This window comes from Legionella antarctica (genome assembly GCF_011764505.1).
Taxonomy (GTDB): domain Bacteria; phylum Pseudomonadota; class Gammaproteobacteria; order Legionellales; family Legionellaceae; genus Legionella; species Legionella antarctica.
This window is the reverse complement of sequence record NZ_AP022839.1, coordinates 1,369,831-1,394,981: the sequence shown is the minus strand read 5'-3', so window position 1 is coordinate 1,394,981 and position 25,151 is coordinate 1,369,831. Positions and strand designations below refer to the sequence as shown.

The following is a 25,151-nucleotide window of genomic DNA, read 5'->3' as shown; positions in this document are numbered from 1 at the left end:
CTCACTTCACTAATCTGAAGAAAAAGAACATTATAAGACAATCTATTCTGCATTTCCAGAACTGAACCTCAGTTTAAATATTTTAATATTCAGTGAGCAAAAGAAGTTGAGTTGTTAACAATTTAAATTGCTGCTACCTAATACTCCTGAGACCCATTTAATTTATGGGTAGTTTGGCGCTTACAACCAATCATTCATTATGATAAAATTCGCCCTTATTTTAGATTTCATCCTTCTACACCCCTAAAAATACAACTAGATAGGAACAAACCATTAGTGGGAACAAAATGAATAATGAGTTAATTAGATTTAATAATCCTTATCTGAGTGGAAATGAATCACGTTATATTGCTGAAGCTCATTCAAATAAACGTTTATCTGGGGATGGTTCATTTACTCAGCGTTGTCATGCCTGGTTTGAAAATCGCATTCATCCCAGTAAAGTATTATTAACCCATTCATGTACTGCTGCTTTAGAAATGGCCGCTTTACTGCTCAATATTCAACCCGGTGATGAAATCATCATGCCATCCTACACCTTTGTCTCCACTGCAAATGCCTTTGTTTTGCGAGGAGCGGTACCAGTGTTTGTGGATGTTTGTCGCGACACACTCAATATCGATGCCCATCTGATCGAGGAAGCCATTACCTCTCGAACTAGAGCAATAGTACCTGTGCACTATGCTGGAGTGGCTTGTGATATGGATAAGATTACTGAGATTGCGTGCCAATATGGTTTAAAGGTGGTTGAGGACGCAGCGCAAGGTGTAATGGCTCGTTACAAAGATCGTGATTTAGGAAGTATTGGCGATTTCGGTGCTTATAGTTTTCATGAAACAAAAAATATAATCTCAGGTGAAGGTGGCGCATTACTGATCAACAACTCCGAACTAATTTCCCGAGCTGAAATCATTCGTGAAAAAGGGACTAACCGAACTCGATTTATTCGCGGAGAAGTTGATAAATATACCTGGTGTGATATTGGCTCTTCTTTTCTACCTAGCGAGATGATTGCTGCGTTTCTTTTAGCACAACTTGAAAAAGCTAAAGAAATTACGCAAGCGCGTATTGTTATCTGGAATTACTATCATCAGTTATTACAACCACTAGAAGAAACGGGTTTTATTTGTCGCCCCTATCTTCCCGAGTATTCTGAGCACAATGCTCACATGTATTTTATTATTTTGTCACCTGAAATAGAAAGGCAAATCGTGTTGGATGAGCTTAAACGTAATAATATTCAAGCCGTATCTCATTATGTTCCTTTGCATTCATCACCAGCCGGTTTGCGTTTTGGTAGAGCTTATGGTGATTTGTCCTTGACGAATTCGCTTTCGGAACGAATAATTCGTTTGCCGCTATGGATTGGATTGACTCAAAGTCAACAAGAGCGAGTAGTGGTTCAGCTTGAGAATGCATTGAATTTAGTTATTTAACGAAAATAATAAGTTAATCTATGAAAATTTTGATTACTGGTGGTGCAGGTTTTATTGGTTCAGCATTGATTCGGCACATTATTGAGCAAACATCACATTCCGTTATAAATATTGATAAACTGACTTATGCTGGCAATTTAGAATCACTTACTAGCATTGCTAATAATCCTCGTTATGTTTTTCAAAAAATGGACATATGCTCACAAGAAAGTATGGCTTATGTTTTTACATCGTTTCAACCTGATGCAGTGATGCATTTAGCAGCTGAGAGTCATGTTGATCGCTCAATAACGAGGCCTGCAGGATTTATTGAAACCAATATTATCGGAACTTATATCTTACTTGAGGCAGCGAGAAACTATTGGCAATTGTTACCACACGATTTAAAGGAAAAGTTTCGCTTTCACCATATCTCAACAGATGAAGTTTTTGGTGATCTGGAAAATTCCACAGAGTTTTTTACTGAAACCACACCCTATGCCCCCAGCTCACCTTACTCAGCAAGTAAGGCCAGTGCTGATCATCTCGTCAATGCCTGGCATAAAACCTATGGATTACCAATAGTAATAACTAATTGCTCCAATAATTATGGACCCTATCAATATCCTGAAAAATTAATTCCACTAATTATTCTTAATGCAATTCATGGTAAGCCGTTACCAATCTATGGTTCTGGTACCCAAATACGAGATTGGCTATATGTTCATGATCATGTTCAAGCGCTTTATCATGTCCTGCTAAATGGATCAACGGGTTCAACCTACGTTATCGGAGGGCACAATGAAAAGAAAAATATTGAAGTGGTTCATACCATTTGTGCACTCTTAGACGATATGATTCCCTCCAAACCAACTGGCATAGCTCATTATCACGAGTTAATAACTCATGTTTCCGACAGACCAGGTCATGATCAACGCTATGCTATCGATGCAAAAAAAATTCAGCAAGAATTAGGTTGGACACCCAAAGAAACCTTTGAAACTGGCATGAAAAAAACCGTGCAATGGTATCTTGATAACAACGCTTGGTGCCATGCAATTTCTAATAAAAAACAAAAGATTCAACTTAAGGAAGTAGTATTATGAAAGGCATTATTCTAGCCGGTGGCTCAGGATCACGACTTCATCCGATTACCAAAGGCGTATCCAAACAATTATTGCCTATTTATGATAAGCCTATGATTTATTACCCATTATCTGTTCTCATGTTAGCAGGCATTCGTAATATTCTGATTATTACCACACCTGAAGATCACAGGGCCTATTTACGACTTTTAGGTAAGGGACACCAATTTGGTATCGAATTAGAATATGCAATACAGCCCTCTCCAGATGGATTAGCTCAAGCTTTTATCATCGGTGAACAATTTATAGGTAATGACCGAGTATGCTTGGTGCTAGGCGATAATATATTTTATGGTCAAGGCTTCACGCCAAAACTACGCGAAGTTGCCATGCGAGAATCTGGAGCTACAGTTTTTGCATATCAGGTAAAGGACCCAAGAAGATTCGGTGTTGTCGCTTTTAATAAACAACTAAAGGCTATATCTATCGAAGAAAAACCGTCTGAACCTAAATCCAACTACGCGGTTACAGGGCTTTACTTTTATGACAATCATGTTATTGATATTGCCAAACAAGTTAAACCCTCCCATCGAGGGGAATTGGAAATTACCTCTATTAACCAGGCATATTTGGAAAATGAGACTCTTCACGTAGAGCTACTCGGCCGTGGTTTTGCTTGGTTAGATACTGGAACTCATGAAAGTCTATTAGAGGCAGGTATGTTCGTACAAACTATTGAACATAGACAAGGATTAAAAATCGCTTGTTTAGAGGAGATTGCTTACTTTAATGGTTGGATTTCAAAAGAAATGATCGAGAATATTGCTCTTAAATTAAGTAAGAACAGTTATGGAAATTATTTATTGGGTTTATTAAACCATAATAATTAAGGGTTAAATGACACATCTGGGGCCTTTGTTTCGGAGATCAAAAATAGAACAGTTAAAAGTGAGCGTATCAAATTAAGGCTATTATTCATGTCATTAAAATTTTAGAATCAAAATGCTTATGCTTTTATGACCAAATAAGATATTTAATAATTAAATATCCGATTTTTTCGGACCATTAAATCGGAGTTGCATTCATATTCTGTTTTTTATTAGCAACTCCTGGTTGATCACATGGATTAATGCCCCAAATGACACTTTGAGTAAAAATTTTATGTTCGTACAATGCAATCAATGCACCGATTGAGTAAGGCGAACAAAAATCTAGTTCGAGGTGGTTCAAGGGCATATTACCAGAGATAAAATTATTGTGATTATCTTGGCTTATTTTACTTCCTTTAGCCAATAGTCGCATTTTCAACTTACAAAATTTATTAATAATTTCTCCATCATTTTGTTTGATTGAAATAAAGTTTGATCTAATTTTATGTGTGCCCTGGTAAAGCAATTGATAGTAGCTATGAACCTAATCCACCCCAAATAATAGAACCCGTTTTGTAATTAACTGCCCGTCCAAGTGTATCAATAGATTTGCCTTTGCTCTCCATATCCAGTTGTTGGATATGTGGTACAAAAAGCTCAAGGTTTTTTGAGTAAACCAAAAAAAATAGATTGCTAATATGTAAAAAATTATTATTCCAAATACCGAGAAGCGCAAGAAGTATAGGCAAATTTTTAGAAAAATCACTGTATTGAAAATGGTTATCCATAGCGTGTGCTCCTTGAAGAAGCTCACTAAACTTTTCAAAACCAATTCCAATAGCTGTAATTAAATTAATCGCAGAGCACAAGGAATAGCGACCACCTACCCATTCCCAAATAGGAAGAACAATCTTAATACCATATTGCATTGCTTTTTTTCGATTAGCTGTTACGGCAATGATATGTTGCGTAATACAATTTTTGTTTCCTAACCAAGCGATAGCTTTTTTTTCATTATAAAGTGTTTCTTCAGTACTAAACGATTTTGATGGGATAATAAATAAGGTGGTTTCTGGTTTTAGATTATTAATCTGTTCGTTGAAAATTAGAGGGATCAGCATCTGATATAAAATGTAAGCTCTGGCAAGGGCTAATATAATCTATTAACGCATTTACGCAAAATCGGGGTCCTAAATCGGATCCTCCAATGCCTATATTAACGATATCCTTTATAGGCTCCCCAGTAAAATCAAGCCATTCAGGGCAAACGCATGAGTGATCAAAAAATACCATTTAGCACCTTTTGCGCATACTCTGATTGTAACGTTGCTTTAAATTGCTTAGCTTTTATCCCTTTTTTACATATTTTCTCATTACGTAAGCCATTAATAGCCGCATGTCTAAATACACCAAAATTTTCAGGTTCATTATCTCGTCTTATCCTCGATTTATCTTCTCTGAAAGAAACATCGAGTACCCAATGCAACTGATTTTCGATAGCCCAGTGCTTTCTAACTGCGTTAGCAAAAATCATGGCATTTGGATTTATAGAATTGATGAAATAACGTATCTCAGATGTAACTTTACCATCAATATATCGCTCTGATTCAACCATCCCAATGCTGCATAAAGACGACCAACGCTCTGGATTGCTAATTGTATTAAGCATGTCGCCGATCTGCTCTACGCGCCCGTGACCTTTGTGAGCCTCTTCAAAATAATCATATCTGACATCTCGAAAATCATATTTCTGTGCCGTTTGAAAAAAATCGATTATTTCCTCATGTAATTGCTTTCGGTTGTCCTTTACTGCTAAAACATAATCGGCTTCTTTACTGATTATTTTCTCAGCAATTTTTTCCTGATAAGCCATGGCATCAATGGTAACAATACAGCCCTTTACATCCAATAAATCCAGCAGAGCCGCGATTGCTGTAATTTCGTTTGATTTAGCATCTGTCTTTTTTTGACCAAGAACAACACCATTTTCAGCAGCAAAGGCACTCACCATATGAATGGCTGCTTTACACTTTTTCCTGTCATAGGAATGGCGTATGGTTTCTCCATCAATGGCCACAATTTTTCCAGCAGAGGCTTCTTCGGCAGCGGCCATCATGCAATAAAACAACGTTGTAACTCTTCTGGGCAAAGGTTTGATACAATGCGCGCAATCGTATCATCAACGGATGATTCCATTTTTACAAAAACCACGCGCCTGAAGCCAATTTAGGCGCGAATGACCAACTTCTTCTATATCTTGCCAACCTTCCGCACCACAAATTAATCCAAAAACACACAATATAAGGATATCAATTAATTCATGCTCAGTTTTTCTTTCCTGACGGGGGGCTCGAATCACTGATAGACAGTCTACTAATGATGGCGTTGTCATCTCGTTTGTTCCTTTTATTTCAAAGGAGATATAAGATCATATTATTGGATTAATTACTAGGCAATCATGATCTTGCCCTGCCAAGCCATTGTTTCGTTCTTATTTGTTCTGAGATAAGCTGTATGGTTTGGCGTGTTCTTAGTATCTCAGGCATAATATCCTGATAATCCACAAATATGTGTATCTACCGGTGCTCGAAGCGCTGTGTGCAAAGCAGGCCTATTTTCGCTTATATTTATTTTTTCTCCTTGAAACAGACCTTTGATTTTTGTGCGTAAGCCGCTTGCTTCGGCTAAGTCAAAGAGTAAAGATAAAGTTTCTTCAGTGATGTGTTGACATGAATAATCAATTTGGATACCACAGGCTTTTGATACAAAGCAATGTTTACGATCATCCGAATTAAAATCAATTGATGTCCTATATTTATGGTCATCAGCATGCTGCTGTAATGCTTTCCATGCGTTTGTTGAAGTAAGTTGTATTATGTAAAACTATCCATATTATTTTTTGAAATTATTGTACCATTGGTTTTGAAAAATCATAATACATTTAAAATATTAAGTCGGGATGATCATCTTGTGTTGTTTGAACTTAAAACCCTTGTGCCGGAAAAAAAGGTATATAAAGAAGAATTAAGAGAAGAAAATCGCTGATTTACCCATTTTTTTATACTCAGCTTCGACAAAAAAGGAGCATAAATGAAGTATATCAGCGAGTTGAGTGGGATTTTTAAGCGAACAATTAAATTGGCACAAGTCACGAATAGACTGTTTCGCACAAATGTTGTTAGGCTTATTTATGGTACGAAGTGTTAATTTAAGTGAAATAGCAGTGGCTATGGATGGGAGTAAAGCCAGCATTGATTCGCGGTACAAAAGAGTATATCGTTTTTTTGCAAAGTTTGAGTTATATTTTATATGGATTGCGCGCTGGATATATTCTTTATTTTTTGATGATAAAACGAAGGTTTACATCGCTATAGATAGGACCAATTGGTATTGGGGCAAAGCTAAAATTAATGTGTTCATGCTGTCAATATTCCTTTTTATTTACGCATTAAAGGAAATGTAGATGTGTGTATTGGAAGGAATAGATTTAAAACTTCAGCTCAGTTATTCGATCATTTAGCTCCGTATCAGCAACACGTATTTGGCATGAAGGTCTTTTTTTTTTGTCAAACACTTTACTTGGCGGGCAGCAAAAACTCGCGTGAAGACCTGATGATTGTTGTGACCAACCAACATCCTAAAAATGCTATCGCTTGCTATCTGCGTCGATGGGAAATCAAATGTCTTTTTTCTGCATTAAAAACCAAGGGATGGCGCTTTGAAGATACACGAGTTATTGAACCTAAACGCATCGAAAAATTCTTGGTGTTACTCGCTCTAGGTTTTGTTTGGACCCATCGCATCGGTGAATGGAAGGCCTCTGTTAAACCTATTGTCCTTAAAAAATTACGAAACCAAAAAAAACCAAAAAACAGCTTCTTTCGATATGGTCTTGATCATCTCAGAGATCTACTCATGAATTCCAAAATAAATATAAAAATGTTTCGTAAACTCTCAAATTGGATCTTGTTTAATCCAATAGAGACTGTCTTTTAAAAAATTGTCCGGCACAAAGAAAAAATTACTGGACAAGAGGGTCATGTATGAAAACATTAGCCTACCCTGGATTGATCTCCGTATTGAACAAGATAAAATTAAAAAAACATGATAAAGTCTGATTCATTCTCAGGAAATGTTAAAAAACCGCATGCAAAAAATCACTCTATATCATAACCCCCATTGTTCTAAGTCTAGAAAAACACTGGAAATACTTCAAAGTAAAAGCTGGGATGTATAGTGATATGGGTCCGCATGTCTGGAACAAAATTAAGGAAAAATAAGAGCTATTCATCCATCATTTATAGTTAAAAATTCACTCAAATTAACCTATTTAAACCTACTCAATACCGTATGAATAGTGATTGCTACTACGAATTGTCTTAGGTCATTTTACCACAACTCTATCAGAATGACTTATCCACAAGTCCACAGGTCAGGAGAGCTTCACTTTCTCGTATAGGCCTGTGGGCCTTGTGGGTAAGTCATGACGCTCTCATTTAGGGTTTATGGTCTTTTCCGGCCATAATACACCTCTGCGGGCGTTAAATAATTAAAGGACTGGTGAAGCCTTCGGTTATTATAATACTCAAAATACTCCGTTAAGGCCAGCTCAACCTCTTCAATTGTATCAAAATCATACCGGTAGATTTTTTCTTGCTTAACACTACGCCACAATCGCTCGATAAATATATTATCTAAATAACGTCCTCGCCCATCCATGCTGATAGAAATGTGGTGAGATTTTAGCGTATTTATCCAATCTTTTGAGGTAAATTGAGAACCCTGATCCGTGTTAAAGATCTCACAACGCGAATGCAGCAAAGCGTTTCTAAGCGCCTCAATACAAAATTCAGCCTCCATAGTAGGTGAAATAGCCCATCCAATCACATAACGACTATACCAGTCCATAATAGCTACTAAATACACATGCTTTCCTTTCATGCGGATGTAGGTGATATCTGCGGCCCAAACCTGATTTGGTTTGGTGATATCCACCTCTTTTAATAAATAAGGGAACACCTCATGCTCCTTATTGGGAACGCTTGTATTTGGCTTTGGGTAAACAGTCGATAACCCCATCATTTCCATCAACTTTTTTACTCGACGTTTACCAACAGGATAGCCTACTTCTTTTGACAGCCATCTTGCCCGCTTAATTTTACCTTCACATGGATACTGCAGATAGTGCTCATCAAGTAGCGCCATAAGCGCTTCATCTTCGACAGAAATGGGCTTGGCACTATAATAATAACTTGAAACAGGCAAGTCTAATAGCAAGCATTGTTCACGAATGGTGAGCTCGGCAAGAGGATCAATCATGACGCGCTTTTCATCCAGACTAAAGTTCATGCTTTTTTTTTAGCCAAGATAGCTGCGCTTGAAGTCGACCAATTTCTTGATATAATGCCTCAACAAGCTGCTCTTGGGACTTGGCTTCTTTTTCATTAGCCCCAGAGAATAAATCGTTAATGGCTTTGATGGCCGATTGCTTCCAAGTTTTTACCTGCGTTGCGTGAACACCGTATTCACTGGTAATTTGCGCTTGTGTGAGTTTCCCCTCAATCGCAGCTAGCGTTATTTTTGCCTTCTTGGCCGCCGTATAATAAGCTCGCTTTTTAGACATTTTATTCTCCTCTTTGTATTAAGAAGAATAGCTCTTAAAAAACCTTTTTTTGTGTCCAGAAAACCGCGCCTATATTATAGTGGACCCCAAAAATGAGACAGTGGTGTAAAATAGAAACCATTGTTAAACGGGGTACCAAGTGGCTAAAAAAAAATTTACATCTGACTTCAAAGCAAAGGTAGCAATTGAGGCATTAAAAAGTCACAAGACGACCAATGAATTGGCATCTGAATTTGAGGTGCATGCAACACAAATCAATCTGTGGAAAAAACAATTACTGGATGGAAGCAAGCAATTGTTTAGCGGCAAGCATGACAAAGACATGGACTCCATCATACAAGAACGAGATCGATTATACACGCAAATAGGCCAGCTAGCGGTTGAGTTAGACTGGCTTAAAAAAAAGACCGGTCATCTAAGTTGAGCGTGCGGGAGAAGCGAGCCATGATTGATGTCAATCACCCTACACTCAGCATCGTACGCCAATGTGCATTGGTTAATTTGTCACGCGCTAGCTACTATCGCACTGCTGGCGAAGGAATATGTACCGAGAGCCCAGAGAATCTGGCTTTGATGGTCTTGATTGATGAGGAATACATGCGCCATCCTTTCTATGGAAGCAGAAAGATGCGTTCTTATTTACGTCGCCTTGGCCATGACGTTAACCGTAAGAGAGTGCAGCGTTTGATGCGGATCATGGGTCTGGTTTCAGTGGCACCAAAGCCGAATACGAGTAAAAAGAACAAGGAACAAAAGGTTTATCCCTACTTGCTACGTGGTTTAGTGATTGATCGACCCAATCAGGTTTGGTGCACCGATATTACCTACGTTAGGATGCAAGGAGGCTTTGTATATTTGGTGGCAATAATGGACTGGTATAGCCGCAAGGTGCTCTCTTGGAAGGTATCAAACAGCATGGATGATGACTTTTGTGTAAGCGCGTTGGAGAGCGCCATCAGGCTCCACGGCAGGCCTGATATTTTTAATACGGATCAAGGCTCCCAGTTTACCAGTAAGGCGTTTACCGATGTTTTAAAAGACCATGACATCAAAATTAGCATGGACGGGAAAGGTCGATGGATGGATAATGTGTTCATTGAACGGCTATGGCGTTCAGTCAAATATGAAGATATTTACATAAAAGAATACGGAACAGTTTTAGCACTACGAAATGGTTTAAGGGTGTATTTCAAGTTTTATAACGACGAAAGACCTCATCAATCATTTGGAATATACACGCCGTCAGAGGTTTATGCTGGCCTATATGAGGCTGCAGCGTAATGGAATGCCTGTGGATATGTGGACGCGTCCTGCGGATCAGCCATCGCCCTTCGGGACATGTGGACAAGCCATGGATAACAAAAAGACGTTATCCACCGCTTGACCACACTCGATGGCTTCGCGCCCACATACCCACAGGCTCAATAACAGGTGTTTCATTAACTGCTATTGTGGTTGACTCGTGTGCTACGCACCCTCGTCAACGAAAGAAAGTAGAATTAAAGTTATATCTTAAATTAAACGGATCGCTGTCTTGACAATGGGGTCCACTGTAATGTCACTATTATTGAATATCTTAAAACTCCACTTAGTATGGAACAATTAATTGTTTTACGGTCCCACTTTGCTCTTTCGGAATTTGTTCGAACAAACGAACGCTTTTTTAAAGAATCAGGATTATCTCTTAATGATGAAACCAGTGTGTTACAGGCCATGCTAACAGAGCCTCTATTAATGCAACGCCCAATTATTACCTTTAACGGCAAAGCAATAATCGGAAGACCGCCAGAGAAGGTGTTGGAGCTGTTTAATTGATATTTAATTATCTAAATAGGCTAGCTATAAAATCCTTTGAATAGTCTGGAATACATTTCGCGCTTAATCATTGAAGCAGGAGATACGAGTATTTGTTCGTGGAAACACTAATGCTTAATAATTGATTGATAAATACACCCTGAATATATTTCAGGATCAAGCTTGATGGAGTATTAAATTTATCTTTACAGTATGAGGGGTTCGTCCCAAGCATTGTTAGGCGCTCGGGACTGGATGAACTGCGAGGAAATCGACTTATACAGCTTCTTCAGAATCACCAGATTCTTTTTCTTGTTGTATACGTAAATAAATTTCTTCACGGTGGACAGAAACATCTTTTGGTGCATTAATACCTAAGCGAACCTGGTTACCTTTTACACCCAACACAGTGATATTCACATCATCACCAATGATCAAGGTCTCACCTATACGCCGAGTCAAAATTAACATGACTAAATCTCCCTAACGATGTAACTACTTATTTCTCCATAGAACGCTTCCATGGTGTTCTTCGTAGCTACTAAATGACTAAGTTACACACTATTGTTCTTCGTAATCTATTTTACACCTTGATTATTAACGGAGTATTAAGAGTGACGGGCATTTTATAGTTATTATTTTAAAAAATACAAACATTAATTAAAATATAAAGCTGAAACTTTAGGGGTCTTGAGATAATAATATTTGTATTATCACGAGTATAATCTATTTATAAAACAAGAAAAATACCAGAGAAAGGAATTATAAATAATTAGTCTATTCAAAACAGTAACTTCTTATTACCTTACCTTCAGTCTATGGTTTAGAATTATTTTAACTAAGCAAGGTAATGAAATAGAAATATTGAAAAATTTTTATAATTTTATTGTTTGAAACATAGGAAAAAGCTTTTCAATGAAATAATAAATAAGAGACATAAGCCCTACCATAAAGAACAATAATATACTCAGGCTCAAATTATTGTTATGTAACAGTAGAATGCCCAACAGAAAGGAAGCATTAATGAATATTTGTCCCAATAAAATTAACCGGGTGTCCAAACCATATTGCTTTAATCGTTGATATGCGTGTTTCCGATGAGCAACAGAAAATTTTTCTTTATTAATAACTCTGCGTATTAAGGTAATTGTCGCATCAAAAAGAAACAACCCATTTAATATGAACCAGTATATTATTGGAATTTGAAATTTTTGTTGGGCAATTACTGCTAAACAAAAAGTAATGAATCCTAAAGTAGCACTTCCTATATCTCCCATAAATAATTTCGCAGGTGGAAAATTAAAAATTAAAAAACCAAACAGACTACCGATAAGAACAAAACAAAACTCCTGGTATAATAGTGCGTCGTGGATACTGAATAACAGTGCATAAGATGCGAATAAAAATATGGCCTGTAAAGCACACAGCCCATCAAGACCATCCATAAAATTAAAATGATTAATAGCCCATATAACCGCAAAAAATAGAAAAGGGACTATTAAAAAACGGGTATTTATAATAAATACTCCAAAATCCAGGATTTCAGGTCTAAGAAATAATGAAACTGATAATGCAACGATACATTGAACCAAAAATCTGGATTTAGCCGATAATTGATATAAGTCATCAATAAAACTAATAGTAGCAAGTAAAAAAATACTGAAAATTAAGACGATCTGTTGAGCTAAAGACGCTCCGGTAAAATAACTAAGAAAAGTTAAAGAAATTAAGGATAATCCAATGAATACAACGCCACCTCCTCTTACCGTAGGCTTGAGATGAAGAGATCGTTCATTTGGTTTATCTACAAGCCTGGTATTTTGAGCCAGTATGTAAAACAACTTCGTCATTATCGTAGAAAGTAATGCAAAAATACTTAAAATTATCATAATAATAGCTACATTTCCGCATTTAAGAATTGTGGTAAATATTTATTTAATGATTCTATTAAAGGTTTTACTCGACTAATATGACTTGGATTATTTTTATCAAATCGTTTAAAACTAAACAGATCGCCGGGAATACTTGCCGCCAAAACTTTAGTTAATAAATCATCTATCGACTGCTCGGTGATTTTTTCCGGTTTATTTTTTTGAAATGCCCTAATTTTGTCGGGAAGTAATGCTATATCTGCTAGACTATGAAAGTGAATAAAATGTTCTTCGTCTGAATAATAGGCTCCACTAACTATGGAGCATGCACCTGCTAATACACTTTGAAAGCCTATAGTACCTGTACAGGTTACTGAAATGCTGCATTCCTTAATTAATTGAGTAGCAGGAGCGTCGTAAGGTACAATGATAACAGAGGGAAGGGTAGCGAGTTTCTCAATTATTTCTTTTTTCCTAAAGCCAAACTGCAGTGGATGATCTTTAACAAACAGAACATAACCTGCATTTCCTAGAACCGTGCATATTTCAAATACAATTTGTTCATTATTAAGTAACGTCAAATCATCAAGCCAATAATCTAACGAGGCTTCAGGTAATAACTGCAATGCTAAAAAAACTCGTTTTTCACTTGGAGTTTCTCTTAACTTATTTTCCCAATTTTTATCTAAATAGCGGAGCGCTTTATAGTCATTCAAACGAGGTTTATGTTCCAAACAATTTAAACTATCAAGGTAGTGTAGATTTAATTTGTTCCGCTTCAAATGACGAATTAGGTTAAAAAACATTCCTCTTGTTTTAAAGTATACAAAAGTCCGCCAGAACAAAAACAAGCTGTATTTTTTACTTTTATTTACATAAGACGGAGCAAATGATTCATTCATCAGCTGTTTTCTAGAGTGCTCAACTTCTGAAATTTCTGGCTCTCGAAGAGGAAGTAGCTTACCCCCAGTCATAAACATCACATAATCAGGTATAATTGAGGCGGTCATGCCAATAAAAGGAATATTATAAGATTGAAGCACTCGATTTAATACGTCCAACACGTAACGATCGATAATGAAACTTATTACTAATTTAGGACTTTCTTTTTTTATTACATTATCAAAGGTCAACCACATTGAGCCTATCATTGATAGAGCAGTAGATTTTTTTAAATTTCTTAAAACACGACACCTTCTGATTATTTCATCACAAACTTCTGATGATAAATGTTGAATAGCAAATTCGCAGCAATCTTTTGTATTAAGATGATGATAAAAATCATCAACAATAGAAATATCTACTTTCTCACGGAAATCGCTGGCCAAACTGGCAGAATTTGTAAAACTTAAATTATCTGCTAAAAATTGCCACCATGGGGTAGTATTATGATGCGAAAAAAAAATGACATCTTTCATTTATAAATTTACCCTATATTTTTAGATAATATTAATTAATTCCATTAGAAAATTTATCCATGTAAATTCTCTTTAATTCGTCTACTAGCGACAATCTTGGTTGCCATCCAGCGCTATTAATTTTTTCTGTATTTAACAGCTTTTTGGGCGTACCGTCCGGCTTGGTTGTATCCCATTTAAGTTCGCCTTTATAGTCCACAATAATACAAAGCAATTCAACAAGCTCTTTAATAGATATGTCCTTTCCATAGCCAATATTTACCAAAGGCCCACTTACGGGACAATTAATTAGATCATCGTATTGAGATTCCGGTAAATTTAATAAAAAAAGCGCTGCATCCCCCATATCATCACTATGCATGAATTCTCGTTTTGCCACCCCGGTACCCCACACCTCAACGAACGAGCTATTCGATACTTTGGCTTCATGAATTTTTCTCATCAATGCAGGTATGACATGTGATGCTTGCAGATCGTAATTATCATTTGGACCATACAGATTAGTTGGCATACCAACTAAATATTTGGTTTTATATTGCTTATTAAAGGAATCACACATAGAAATCCCTGAAATTTTAGCTAATGCATAGGCCTTATTTGTTGACTCAAGAGGTCCAGTTAATAAATATTCTTCGCGCATAGGCTGAGGACATTCCCGAGGATAAAGACAAGAAGAACCTAAAAACAATAAACGCTGCACTTTATTTACCCATGAAGCATGAATAATATTATTTTGAATAACTTGATTTTCATAGCCAAAATCAGCTGGATATGTATTGTTTGCAACGATACCACCAACTTTTGCTGCAGCCATAAAAACAAATTCAGGTTGCTCTTTTTCAAAAAAAACCCGCACACTGCTTTGTTCTCTTAAATCCAATTGATTTTTGGATTTAAGAATCAAGTTAGTATAACCTTGTTTTTTCAAGGATCTGACAATAGCTGATCCAACCAAGCCAGAGTGTCCAGCAACAAATATTCTTGCATTCTCATGCATAAATTTTATCATTTATTAAAATCCTAATTCATTTGGAAAAGACTTCTGAATCGATAGATATTGATTAACTTACATTAATCCTTGTATCCATTTTCCTTAACAAATTTATCTTTACACGCAATTTGATAATCCGAATTAATCATTTCTTTCACTAACTCATGAAAAGTGATTTTAGGCTCCCAACCTAGTTGGGTGCGTGCTTTACTGGCATCACCTAATAAAGTATCCACTTCGGTAGGTCGAAAATAACGTGGGTCGATAGCTATACGACAAACACCATCACTAGTATATGCTTTCTCTTCAAGACCTTCACCTTCCCAATGTAAATCCAAGCCAATCTCCTGAGCAGATATACTAATAAACTCACGAACACTGTGCTGTACTCCAGTAGCAATAACAAAGTCTTCCGGTTTATCCTGCTGCAACATTAACCATTGCATCTCAACATAATCTTTGGCGTGGCCCCAGTCCCTCTTGGCATTAATATTTCCTAAATACAAGCATTCCTCTAAACCACATTTAATACGAGCTAAACCTCGAGTGATCTTTCTAGTTACGAAAGTTTCTCCACGAATTGGCGATTCATGATTAAATAAAATACCATTACAGGCAAACATATTATATGCCTCACGATAATTTACAGTAATCCAATAAGCATATAATTTGGAGACTGCATAAGGGGAGCGAGGATAAAATGGTGTGGTTTCTTTTTGAGGAGTTTCCTGAACTAAACCATACAGCTCTGAGGTAGATGCTTGGTAAAATTTAGTTTTGTTTTCAAAACCCAATATTCGAATAGCTTCTAGAACACGTAATGCCCCTAAAGCATCGGAATTTGCAGTATATTCAGGTTCTTCAAATGAAACGGATACATGACTCTGTGCTGCAAGATTATAAATTTCGTCAGGTTTTGTTTTCTGGATAATATGAATTAAGCTACTGCTGTCTGTCATATCTCCATAATGTAAAATTAAATTTAAGTCTTTTTCATGAGGATCTTGGTACAAATGGTCTATTCGGTCTGTATTGAGCAGCGAGGAACGTCGCTTAATACCATGTACAACATATCCTTTGTTAATAAGAAACTCTGCTAGATAGGCTCCATCTTGACCAGTAACCCCGGTAATTAATGCAGTTTTCACCCAATACCCCTTAATTTTACGAAAAATATAAACATACTACAGATTTGGTCCGCTTTACAGAAATTGATTTGTATTTCTCGACACCTTAACTTATAGCTACACGTCTTCAATGGTGAAGCTCTCTTTAGTTTGCTTTTTAAACCCGTCCATATACATCTTCAAAACGAACTATATCATCTTCACCCATATATTCACCACTCTGTACCTCAATCATGACAAGGTCCATCAATCCTGGATTTTCCAATCGATGTTTATGGCCAGCAGGAATAAAAGTAGACTCATTGGTATTCACATACATTTCTTTTTCACCATTTATAACTTTGGCCATTCCACTAACTACAATCCAATGTTCACTTCGATGATGGTGCATTTGCAAACTAAGACTTGCACCAGGCTTTACTTCAATACGCTTTATTTTGAACCTGGGTCCCTTTTCCAACACTGTATATGTACCCCAGGGACGGTGCACAGTTCGATGTAACTTATAAGTATCATGTTCCTGTTCTTTCAATTCAGAATAAATACGCTTCACATCCTGAACACGAGACTTATCTGCAACTAATAAAGCATCAGGTGTATCAATGATAATCAGATTATCAAGACCTACAGCTCCAACCATCCGCTCTTTACTCAGAATATAACAATTTGTTACATCATGAACCAATGCTTCACCTTCAATACGATTACCTTGAGCATCAGGTTCAGTCAAATCTCCCAAAGCATTCCAAGAACCAATATCACTCCATCCAATACTACAAGGTACAACAGCCATAGATTTGGATTTTTCAATTAAAGCATAGTCAATTGAGTCTTCTGGAACCAATTTAAAACTTTTTTCATCTAAATCGATTTGGGTAAAATCCTTACCGATAGAATGATGGGATTGTTCTATACATGCTTGAGAAGCAAGAAAGATCTCGGGTGAATAATGTTTCATTTCTCGTAATATCGTTCTAATTGAAAAGCAGAACATACCTGAATTCCACAAGAACTTTCCAGAGTCGCAGTATTCTATCGCTTTTTCTAATGAGGGTTTCTCAACAAACCCCTGTACATTGTGACCATCAGTTTCGATATATCCATAACCTGTCTCAGCTCGCTCAGGCTGTATCCCAAATACGACTAATTTTCCTTCTTGAGCAAGATCAATTGCTTTTGACACAGCCTCAGAAAAGGCTTCTTGATCAGATATGACATGATCAGCCGGCAAAATAAGCATCATCGCATTTTCGCCATAGATTTGTTCTACATGGAGAGCAGCAACAGCAATAGCTGCAGCAGTATTCCGACCAAAAGGCTCGAGAATATACGTCATCTTTAAATCAGTGTCATTTACCTCACGATACTCTTCTTCAGTTTTAAAAAAAAAATCGCGATTAGTGACGGTGAGAATTTCTTCAACTCCAGACAATTGAGCGCTTCGTAAAAAAGTCTTTTGCAATAGACTATTCCCACCGGCCAGTCGAATAAATGGTTTAGGATGCAGTTCCCGAGAGAGAGGCCAAAGTCTAGAACCCGCCCCACCACACAAAATTGTCGGTATCAAATTCATTGACGTTCCTTGTTACAGCTCTTTATCTAATCAATATAATATAGGCGCGGTTTTCTGGACACAAAAAAAGGTTTTTTAAGAGCTATTCTTCTTAATACAAAGAGGAGAATAAAATGTCTAAAAAGCGAGCTTATTATACGGCGGCCAAGAAGGCAAAAATAACGCTAGCTGCGATTGAGGGGAAACTCACACAAGCGCAAATTACCAGTGAATACGGTGTTCACGCAACGCAGGTAAAAACTTGGAAGCAATCGGCCATCAAAGCCATTAACGATTTATTCTCTGGGGCTAATGAAAAAGAAGCCAAGTCCCAAGAGCAGCTTGTTGAGGCATTATATCAAGAAATTGGTCGACTTCAAGCGCAGCTATCTTGGCTAAAAAAAAAGCATGAACTTTAGTCTGGATGAAAAGCGCGTCATGATTGATCCTCTTGCCGAGCTCACCATTCGTGAACAATGCTTGCTATTAGACTTGCCTGTTTCAAGTTATTATTATAGTGCCAAGCCCATTTCTGTCGAAGATGAAGCGCTTATGGCGCTACTTGATGAGCACTATCTGCAGTATCCATGTGAAGGTAAAATTAAGCGGGCAAGATGGCTGTCAAAAGAAGTAGGCTATCCTGTTGGTAAACGTCGAGTAAAAAAGTTGATGGAAATGATGGGGTTATCGACTGTTTACCCAAAGCCAAATACAAGCGTTCCCAATAAGGAGCATGAGGTGTTCCCTTATTTATTAAAAGAGGTGGATATCACCAAACCAAATCAGGTTTGGGCCGCAGATATCACCTACATCCGCATGAAAGGAAAGCATGTGTATTTAGTAGCTATTATGGACTGGTATAGTCGTTATGTGATTGGATGGGCTATTTCACCTACTATGGAGGCTGAATTTTGTATTGAGGCGCTTAGAAACGCTTTGCTGCATTCGCGTTGTGAGATCTTTAACACGGATCAGGGTTCTCAATTTACCTCAAAAGATTGGATAAATACGCTAAAATCTCACCACATTTCTATCAGCATGGATGGGCGAGGACGTTATTTAGATAATATATTTATCGAGCGATTGTGGCGTAGTGTTAAGCAAGAAAAAATCTACCGGTATGATTTTGATACAATTGAAGAGGTTGAGCTGGCCTTAACGGAGTATTTTGAGTATTATAATAACCGAAGGCTTCACCAGTCCTTTAATTATTTAACGCCCGCAGAGGTGTATTATGGCCGGAAAAGACCATAAACCCTAAATGAGAGCGTCATGACTTACCCACAAGGCCCACAGGCCTATACGAGAAAGTGAAGCTCTCCTGACCTGTGGACTTGTGGATAAGTCATTCTGATAGAGTTGTGGTAAAATGACCTAAGACAATTCGTAGTAGCAATCACTATTCATACGGTATTGAGTAGGTTTAAATAGGTTAATTTGAGTGAATTTTTAACTATAAATGATGGATGAATAGCTCTTATTTTTCCTTAATTTTGTTCCAGACATGCGGACCCATATCAATATGTTACTCATTTACTTTTAAGTTAAATATAAGATATTTAAAATTGTTATATTGACTTTGCTTGATGAAAGTTGTGCCGATAAAAAAAACGAATTATTATAAATAATGGGATGATTGTCAATTTTCTTTGTACTCTCTCTGAATCAAAGCCACAACAATTCATCTGTGTTTTACTCTACATAACTTTCTGTCATGCCCGTGTCAATGAGCAACCAACTATTAAAATAATCCACGGCCTAAGTCAAGCCACTGAAGATTGTTTTGCCCAATCAATTTTATCTTGCATTTTTCATCCCGGTTGCTTGTTAAAAACCAATTCGTTTTTTTATTCTATTCTCTTAGTTTCAAAAGCAATAAAATTTCTAAATATGTATTTCCTTTTTAGAATTAGGTAATATTACGATACTTTGGGGTTATATAAGATATATTTATATTTTAATTTACAGGAATTGGTATGCATCAGAATCTAGAGGAAAGCATGGATAATCATGCCTCAAATCTCGTTTTACCTCCTCAGTCAATAAAGGTTTTATTCAATCAAACCCCCAAAATGGTTCCAGATACAATTTACTATGCACAACACCCCGCTTATAGTGCTTTTGTGCAATCAGCTAATTTGAGAAGCAAAATAATATCATTAATTATTTTTACTAAATATTTTTTATTTGTATCAATTAAACGTATTATTTCTTATGAGCTAATACCAGCACATCTACGTAAACCAAACTCGATAAATAATTTCATAGGTTTCCTAAAGAAAGTTCTTGTTAATAATTACAATAAAACGTTTTATAGAAAAGAAATGACTATCGGACAAAAAGGAACACCGATTTTCAAAACACTCGATACTCAAGGCATATGTGTTGTAAATCTCAATCCTTATCAATTTGATAAGATAAATCAATTAACTGTTCCCTTAATTAACAATTTACGTACTATTCGCAATCAAAAGCTTAATGGAAGTCGTGAATTTTCAGAATCTCGTTGTACAGTTCCTCGCCCCAGTAATGTCGATCTATTCAAGGCCGTTGAATTATCTCTTACTGAAAGTGGTATTTTAGAAGCTACTGCCAAATATCTTAAACGTCCGGTTAAAATAGTTGATATTAATCCACAGATTAATGATAAAAGTGATGATTTTTGGCGAAACTTTTTCTCTGATTTAGAAGTTGATCCCACCAGTACTGCTTATTGTCATCGCGATGCGTCTGGGGGAGATGTTAAAGTAATCATTTATCTTAGTGATGTAAATGCCGATAATGGCCCTTTCTCCTTTACTGTTGGATCTCATCGCAATAAACCAAATTGGGTTGACAATTTAATTCAGGAAGTAAATGACACTTCTGGTTGTTCCGCTACTGATCAAAAAACTCGTCAAATCTTTTCTGCTTTACCCGTTTTTTTACAAAAAAAATGTGCGTTTGGAAATGATCTGCAAACAAATAGCGAAGCAGCCAAGCAAATATTAGCAGCAGAATGGAAAATTACGGCTGGCAAAGGTCATGCAGTAGTATTTGATTCAAAAGGAATACATAGAGGCGGAATGGTCCTCAATGATGAACGAGTAGTCCTCACTTGTGTGATTGGATAATGATTAATTTTAACACATCATATTTAGCTTATTTAAAGGATTTATATGAAGAAAGATAGAGTTTTAGTTACTGGAGCTAATGGGTTTGTTGGAAGAGCTTTAATTTATACTTTACTAAAAAGAAATTTTTCAATCCGAATTTTAACCCACTCGACTCATTCGGCTCAACGATTAAAAGATGAAGTCTCCGGTACATTAAGTATCTATTCGATGAATGACTTAGTTAAGTCTGAGCAATGGGAAACTCTATTTGAAGATATAGATACCGTCATTCATTGTGGAGCGCAATTACACCCAACTCATACTGATGAATCGCAACAACAGTTTATGACCTCTAATTATGACGTCACTCTAAATTTAGCGAACAGAGCAGCCCATCATGGTGTGCGACGTTTTATATTTTTAAGCAGTATGAGTGTTTTTGGAAATATGAAGCAACATACTCCCTTTACAGAGGAAACTTCGCTAACACCTATTGATGCATATGGACTATCAAAATTGAAAGCAGAACAAGGATTAAGAGAGATTGCTGATAAAATAGAACTAGTAATTATAAGACCCCCTTTAGTATATGGTCCTAACGTCAAAAATAATTTTAAAAAATTATTTACATTAGTGAACAAAGGTCTACCCCTACCCTTGGGAGCAATTAAAAATAAACGTCATTTTATAGGTATAAATAATCTTATTGATTTCATTATTGTCTGTATTGCAGCAGACAAAGCAAAAAATGAAACATTCATTATTGCTGATAAAGAAGCTTTATCAACCACTGAACTTATTAATCAAATTGGCAGGGCGATGCATAAAAAAAGCATCTTAATCCCTATCCCATCTAAAATTTTAAAACTCATTTTTAAATTAACGGGTCTATCCAAATTATCAGATCAGTTGTTCTACAACATCGAAATTGATTTCAGCAAAGCAAACAAGCTGCTTAATTGGACTCCTCCTTATTCTTTGCAAGAAGAGTTACAATTATCGGTTAATCATTTTTTAGAAGAAAAGAAGAAAACCGCCTAAATCAAAGGGTTAGGGGGGCATCCTTTTTCACCCCCTAAAATCTCAAACTAAGGTTTTTGTGATGTTATGAAAAAAAATCTTTTTTGTTGTCTTTGTTATTTTTTTTAATCTTAACATCTGGATGTAAACCCAACACGATTGCATCATCAGGGATATTACTATTCCTTATAAAAGCATTTGCAGCAATACATACATTATTTCCAATAGTACAATGTCCTATCACTGAGGATTTCGAATATAAAATATTAGCTTTTCCAAAAATGGGATATACGCCATTTACGTCTGTTCCAATGGTAACATTCTGATATACAACAAAAAAATCACTATAATGTGCATTGCCCAGAACAGTGCCTATCGGATGAACAAATAAAAATACCTCAGGCAAAGCTATAGAGTAAAACGCATCTATACCGTGAAGTGCCTTATTTAATAAAAAAGCCTTTTCAGCAACATTAATAAATTGATGCTTATATGCTTCATTAGCAATAAGATATAAAAACATAGAGTAATGATCTGAATTAAGATGATTAAACAAGGCCTGTCCATTTTCAAAATAATATTTTTTATGAATTTGCCTAAAACAGTAATCCATTCGTTCAAGTACATAAGGCATTACTTTGACAACTCCTTCCTTGACATCAATCTGATCAGGGTAGAAATGTTCTAATTGTCTGACTAAATAATAAGTAAGCGACTTGTGATCAAGTGAAAGCTTCATTTTGTTAGCTTCATTGGTATACCTTGATTCAATAAATAAGAACGGGCACGAATAGGATTATTATCACCAAAATGGAAAATGCTGGCACAAGCTACGGCATCGACCTGTGCTTCATTAAATGCATCAACTAAATGCATAAATGTTCCCGCACCGCCAGAAATAATAATCGGTCGGTCAGTATAACTCTTAACTTCTTTAGCGCATTGAAAGTCGTACCCGGTCATCATCCCATCATTATCAATAGAATTAATAACAAATTCGCCAGCTCCTCTTTCCGTCATTTCCAAGATAAAGTCGCGTAAGGTTCTTTGTGTTTTTTGAGTGCCACAATGACTATAAAGTACGTAATTACCCTCTTCTAATTTTACATCTAAACCAACAACAATACATTGTCGTCCATATAAATTTGCCGCTTGATTAATTAAGTCGGGATAAGTATGTGCAGCAGTGGTAATCGAAATTTTATCCGCGCCGGCAAGAAGTAAACGTCTTATTTTATCTACGGAATTAATCCCCCCACCGACAGACAATGGCATAAAACATTCTTTTGCCACTTCTTTAATTGTTTTCTCTAAGATTTCAAAAGCACTTCCAGTTCGGTGTGCATCAATATCCAGGAAAAATAATTCATCAGCATTTTGAGCATTATAAATTCTGGCAGCAGAAACAGGATCACCTGTATCACGAAAATTACCAAACTGCTTGCCTTTAACCATTCTTCCCTTGCTTAATAACAAAGTTGGAATTATTCGTTTTTTTAACATTCGCCATTCCACTCACAAAAATTCTCAATTAACAATAAGCCATTATCTTGACTTTTTTCAGGATGAAATTGTATTCCTACAATATTCTTTTTACCGACAATTGCGGCAAATTGATTCCCATAGTCAGAAGAGGCAAGCACATTTTCAGGGCTCTCAACATCGAAGAAATACGAATGAACAAAATAAAAATCAACATGTTTTTTTAAACTGGCAAACATGGGATGATCAGCATTAAAATTAAGTGAATTCCAACCCACATGAGGAACAGGTAAATCAACTAAATCCAGCAATTGAACCCTGCCAGGAATAAGTCCTAAACCTTTTATATTTCCTCCCTCTTCCCCTACTTCTGAAAGAATTTGCATTCCCAAGCATATGCCCAGCAATGGTTTTCCCATCTTCGCATGATTCACTATTGCAACATCAACACCCAATTCAGCAATATTCGCCATTGCTTTTGCATAGGAACCCACTCCGGGAACAATAAGATGAGAACACCGTTCAATTTCCTGAACAGTTGTGACTATTTCTGCTTCATAGCCAAGATAAGTAAGGGCATTATAAACTGAATTAATATTCCCCATTCCGTAATCTACTATACCAATTATTTTTTCCATTCACCTTCTCTATACCACTTGATCGTATCCCACACCGGCTTCGCTTTTTTATTATTTGCAAAATCATGTTCATAAGGAGGTATGGCCATTTCTTTGACAATAATATTAAACTCGTCTTCAGTAAGTCCCACATAACTTAAAAAAACATCTAATGACTCAGGTCGATGTCCTTCCATAGCATTCCACTGCTCTGCTTCTTTTTTGCTAATAATGCCATTGCGTAATTTAATAGAATTGATTTGGGTGATGCGACTGTATCCTCTTTTTATAAACTTAATATAATCTCGAGTTCCTTGCATAAAGCACTCTATTTTTTCACCTGTTGAGTTGACCTCATTAGGTACACCTTCCAATTCATCAGCCTTCCAGCCGAGTTCTTCTTTTATCCATTTAGTATTAGCCTCATAATCCCAAGGGATAAAACTACCTAAACATACAGAAGCATAACCCAGTTTTTTTAACTCACTGAGTTTAGGGTAAGTAAACGGATTTAAATCTCTTCTATCTATTGGATCTTCTGGAGTATTAATCATGCCATACATATCATCAGCAGAAATGCCCAGGTTTCTAATCATATTAAATTTTTTCTCATCTTCGTATTCAATCTCATCATTAAGATAATCATAATAGGCTGTTAATTCAGCTTGAGGCTCACCCCAGAATATGAGAGGCACATTAAATTTAAGCGCAATTTGCATTGGATAAGAATATATCCCAGTGTGACAATGCCAACAAAAATCCGTTTTACGAATAAAGGACTCAAGCATTAGTTTTTTAACAATTTTCCAACTGGGAGTGAATTCTATTACATCAACCCCTAGTTTTTTAAATGTCCGCTCATTATTTTCGGCAATAACTGAACGCATAAATCCATGATTAAAGCGCACAACCAAGGGTTTTATTTTATATTCTTTCATGAGATATAAAAGCTGGAAGGTACTGTCTTTTCCACCGCTAAAAGGAATGATACAATCATAATCCCCTTTACCACGATATTTTTCTATCAATTGATCAAGCAGTCTCTTCCTCGCTTCCCAGTCAATATTCTCTTTTTTTATCTTTGCAGAATTACAAATGTTACAACATCCATTTTTATCAAATTCAATTGTTTCATAGGTTTCTGGAAGCAGACAGTTTGAACATCGTTTAAGTTTTTCGCTCATAAATCACC

General features: G+C 36.4%; 27 protein-coding genes and 2 pseudogenes. 11 read left to right on the top strand and 18 right to left on the bottom strand.

What is annotated here, in order from left to right; translation table 11 throughout:
• The first annotated feature begins 287 nt into the window (after positions 1-287).
• Genes rffA through rfbA form a run of 3 tightly spaced genes read left to right on the top strand, consistent with a single transcriptional unit; the run spans position 288 to position 3,390 of the window.
• Positions 288-1,436, top strand: a complete 1,149-nt coding sequence (gene rffA / locus HRS36_RS06650; RefSeq protein WP_173236684.1) for a dTDP-4-amino-4,6-dideoxygalactose transaminase — start codon at positions 288-290, stop codon at positions 1,434-1,436.
• A gap of 20 nt (positions 1,437-1,456) precedes the next feature.
• Positions 1,457-2,521 (top strand): dTDP-glucose 4,6-dehydratase, encoded by a 1,065-nt coding sequence (gene rfbB / locus HRS36_RS06645; protein WP_173236683.1) that lies wholly within the window; start codon positions 1,457-1,459, stop codon positions 2,519-2,521.
• Positions 2,518-3,390, top strand: coding sequence for a glucose-1-phosphate thymidylyltransferase RfbA (gene rfbA / locus HRS36_RS06640; protein ID WP_173236682.1), 873 nt, complete (start codon positions 2,518-2,520; stop codon positions 3,388-3,390). Before rfbB ends, rfbA begins: the two co-directional genes overlap by 4 nt.
• 175 nt (positions 3,391-3,565) lie before the next feature.
• Here the strand turns inward: rfbA and HRS36_RS18850 are convergent, their stop codons facing one another.
• The 6 genes from HRS36_RS18850 to HRS36_RS18645 form a co-directional block, all read right to left on the bottom strand.
• Positions 3,566-3,895, bottom strand: a complete 330-nt coding sequence (locus HRS36_RS18850) for a glucose-6-phosphate isomerase (protein WP_267313940.1) — start codon at positions 3,893-3,895, stop codon at positions 3,566-3,568.
• Between the two features lie 10 nt (positions 3,896-3,905).
• Complete coding sequence (locus tag HRS36_RS18845; protein ID WP_267313939.1) at positions 3,906-4,490, bottom strand: glucose-6-phosphate isomerase; 585 nt, start codon at positions 4,488-4,490, stop codon at positions 3,906-3,908.
• On the bottom strand, positions 4,456-4,662 hold the full coding sequence (locus tag HRS36_RS18840) for a hypothetical protein (protein WP_267313938.1): 207 nt from the start codon (positions 4,660-4,662) through the stop codon (positions 4,456-4,458). Before HRS36_RS18840 ends, HRS36_RS18845 begins: the two co-directional genes overlap by 35 nt.
• Positions 4,649-5,485 carry an ISAs1 family transposase gene (locus HRS36_RS06630; RefSeq protein ID WP_173236681.1) on the bottom strand — a complete coding sequence of 279 codons (837 nt, stop codon included), beginning with the start codon at positions 5,483-5,485 and terminating at the stop codon, positions 4,649-4,651. Before HRS36_RS06630 ends, HRS36_RS18840 begins: the two co-directional genes overlap by 14 nt.
• A gap of 63 nt (positions 5,486-5,548) precedes the next feature.
• Entirely contained in the window at positions 5,549-5,761 is a 213-nt protein-coding gene (locus HRS36_RS06625) for a transposase family protein (protein ID WP_173236680.1), read from the bottom strand.
• Between the two features lie 146 nt (positions 5,762-5,907).
• On the bottom strand, positions 5,908-6,090 hold the full coding sequence (locus HRS36_RS18645; protein ID WP_267313961.1) for a hypothetical protein: 183 nt from the start codon (positions 6,088-6,090) through the stop codon (positions 5,908-5,910).
• Between the two features lie 391 nt (positions 6,091-6,481).
• Between HRS36_RS18645 and HRS36_RS18640 the strand changes: the two genes are divergently transcribed.
• Together HRS36_RS18640 and HRS36_RS18635 are read left to right on the top strand one after the other, a co-directional pair.
• Positions 6,482-6,832 carry a hypothetical protein gene (locus HRS36_RS18640; RefSeq protein WP_226905595.1) on the top strand — a complete coding sequence of 117 codons (351 nt, stop codon included), beginning with the start codon at positions 6,482-6,484 and terminating at the stop codon, positions 6,830-6,832.
• A gap of 2 nt (positions 6,833-6,834) precedes the next feature.
• A complete protein-coding gene (locus HRS36_RS18635; protein ID WP_226905594.1) occupies positions 6,835-7,365 on the top strand; it encodes a hypothetical protein in 531 nt (176 codons plus the stop codon).
• A gap of 507 nt (positions 7,366-7,872) precedes the next feature.
• On the opposite strand, the gene HRS36_RS06610 is transcribed toward HRS36_RS18635, so the two are convergent.
• The gene (locus HRS36_RS06610; protein ID WP_173235473.1) at positions 7,873-8,718 is read right to left on the bottom strand and encodes an IS3 family transposase; all 846 of its coding nucleotides are present in this window, start codon (positions 8,716-8,718) and stop codon (positions 7,873-7,875) included.
• The gene (locus HRS36_RS06605) at positions 8,708-8,992 is read right to left on the bottom strand and encodes a transposase (RefSeq protein ID WP_173235475.1); all 285 of its coding nucleotides are present in this window, start codon (positions 8,990-8,992) and stop codon (positions 8,708-8,710) included. Before HRS36_RS06605 ends, HRS36_RS06610 begins: the two co-directional genes overlap by 11 nt.
• A 139-nt stretch (positions 8,993-9,131) precedes the next feature.
• Between HRS36_RS06605 and HRS36_RS06600 the strand changes: the two are divergent.
• Together HRS36_RS06600 and HRS36_RS06595 are read left to right on the top strand one after the other, a co-directional pair.
• Positions 9,132-10,273: pseudogene (locus HRS36_RS06600) on the top strand (IS3 family transposase).
• Between the two features lie 282 nt (positions 10,274-10,555).
• Positions 10,556-10,807: pseudogene (locus tag HRS36_RS06595) on the top strand (ArsC/Spx/MgsR family protein); the annotation flags it as partial.
• Positions 10,808-11,062: 255 nt separating this feature from the next.
• Here the strand turns inward: HRS36_RS06595 and csrA are convergent.
• The 6 genes from csrA to HRS36_RS06565 form a co-directional block, all read right to left on the bottom strand.
• A complete protein-coding gene (gene csrA, locus HRS36_RS06590; protein WP_173236678.1) occupies positions 11,063-11,257 on the bottom strand; it encodes a carbon storage regulator CsrA in 195 nt (64 codons plus the stop codon).
• Between the two features lie 404 nt (positions 11,258-11,661).
• Entirely contained in the window at positions 11,662-12,675 is a 1,014-nt protein-coding gene (locus tag HRS36_RS06585; RefSeq protein ID WP_420814317.1) for an MraY family glycosyltransferase, read from the bottom strand.
• Positions 12,676-12,683: 8 nt separating this feature from the next.
• Positions 12,684-14,075, bottom strand: a complete 1,392-nt coding sequence (locus HRS36_RS06580) for a capsular polysaccharide export protein, LipB/KpsS family (protein ID WP_173236677.1) — start codon at positions 14,073-14,075, stop codon at positions 12,684-12,686.
• 31 nt (positions 14,076-14,106) lie between these two features.
• A complete protein-coding gene (locus HRS36_RS06575) occupies positions 14,107-15,084 on the bottom strand; it encodes a GDP-L-fucose synthase family protein (RefSeq protein ID WP_267313937.1) in 978 nt (325 codons plus the stop codon).
• A 62-nt stretch (positions 15,085-15,146) separates the two neighbouring features.
• Positions 15,147-16,214 carry a GDP-mannose 4,6-dehydratase gene (gene gmd / locus HRS36_RS06570; protein ID WP_173236676.1) on the bottom strand — a complete coding sequence of 356 codons (1,068 nt, stop codon included), beginning with the start codon at positions 16,212-16,214 and terminating at the stop codon, positions 15,147-15,149.
• A gap of 136 nt (positions 16,215-16,350) precedes the next feature.
• Positions 16,351-17,766 carry a mannose-1-phosphate guanylyltransferase/mannose-6-phosphate isomerase gene (locus HRS36_RS06565; RefSeq protein WP_173236675.1) on the bottom strand — a complete coding sequence of 472 codons (1,416 nt, stop codon included), beginning with the start codon at positions 17,764-17,766 and terminating at the stop codon, positions 16,351-16,353.
• Positions 17,767-17,879: 113 nt separating this feature from the next.
• Here HRS36_RS06565 and HRS36_RS06560 point away from each other — a divergent pair, with 113 nt between their 5' ends.
• The 4 genes from HRS36_RS06560 to HRS36_RS06545 all read left to right on the top strand — a co-directional run bounded on the left by HRS36_RS06560 (position 17,880) and on the right by HRS36_RS06545 (position 21,881).
• Complete coding sequence (locus HRS36_RS06560; protein ID WP_173235475.1) at positions 17,880-18,164, top strand: transposase; 285 nt, start codon at positions 17,880-17,882, stop codon at positions 18,162-18,164.
• A complete protein-coding gene (locus HRS36_RS06555; RefSeq protein ID WP_173235473.1) occupies positions 18,154-18,999 on the top strand; it encodes an IS3 family transposase in 846 nt (281 codons plus the stop codon). Before HRS36_RS06560 ends, HRS36_RS06555 begins: the two co-directional genes overlap by 11 nt.
• Before the next feature lie 722 nt (positions 19,000-19,721).
• A complete protein-coding gene (locus HRS36_RS06550) occupies positions 19,722-20,858 on the top strand; it encodes a phytanoyl-CoA dioxygenase family protein (protein WP_173236674.1) in 1,137 nt (378 codons plus the stop codon).
• A gap of 45 nt (positions 20,859-20,903) precedes the next feature.
• Entirely contained in the window at positions 20,904-21,881 is a 978-nt protein-coding gene (locus HRS36_RS06545; protein WP_173236673.1) for an NAD-dependent epimerase/dehydratase family protein, read from the top strand.
• A 64-nt stretch (positions 21,882-21,945) separates the two neighbouring features.
• On the opposite strand, the gene HRS36_RS06540 is transcribed toward HRS36_RS06545, so the two are convergent.
• The 4 genes from HRS36_RS06540 to HRS36_RS06525 are packed head-to-tail and all read right to left on the bottom strand — an operon-like array spanning position 21,946 to position 25,143.
• A complete protein-coding gene (locus HRS36_RS06540; protein ID WP_173236672.1) occupies positions 21,946-22,599 on the bottom strand; it encodes an LbetaH domain-containing protein in 654 nt (217 codons plus the stop codon).
• Positions 22,596-23,363 (bottom strand): imidazole glycerol phosphate synthase subunit HisF, encoded by a 768-nt coding sequence (hisF, locus tag HRS36_RS06535; RefSeq protein ID WP_173236671.1) that lies wholly within the window; start codon positions 23,361-23,363, stop codon positions 22,596-22,598. Before hisF ends, HRS36_RS06540 begins: the two co-directional genes overlap by 4 nt.
• A complete protein-coding gene (gene hisH, locus HRS36_RS06530; protein ID WP_173236670.1) occupies positions 23,357-23,980 on the bottom strand; it encodes an imidazole glycerol phosphate synthase subunit HisH in 624 nt (207 codons plus the stop codon). Before hisH ends, hisF begins: the two co-directional genes overlap by 7 nt.
• Positions 23,968-25,143, bottom strand: coding sequence for an N-acetyl sugar amidotransferase (locus tag HRS36_RS06525; RefSeq protein ID WP_173236669.1), 1,176 nt, complete (start codon positions 25,141-25,143; stop codon positions 23,968-23,970). The genes hisH and HRS36_RS06525 overlap by 13 nt, the downstream gene beginning before the upstream one ends.
• Between the last annotated feature and the right edge of the window lie 8 nt (positions 25,144-25,151).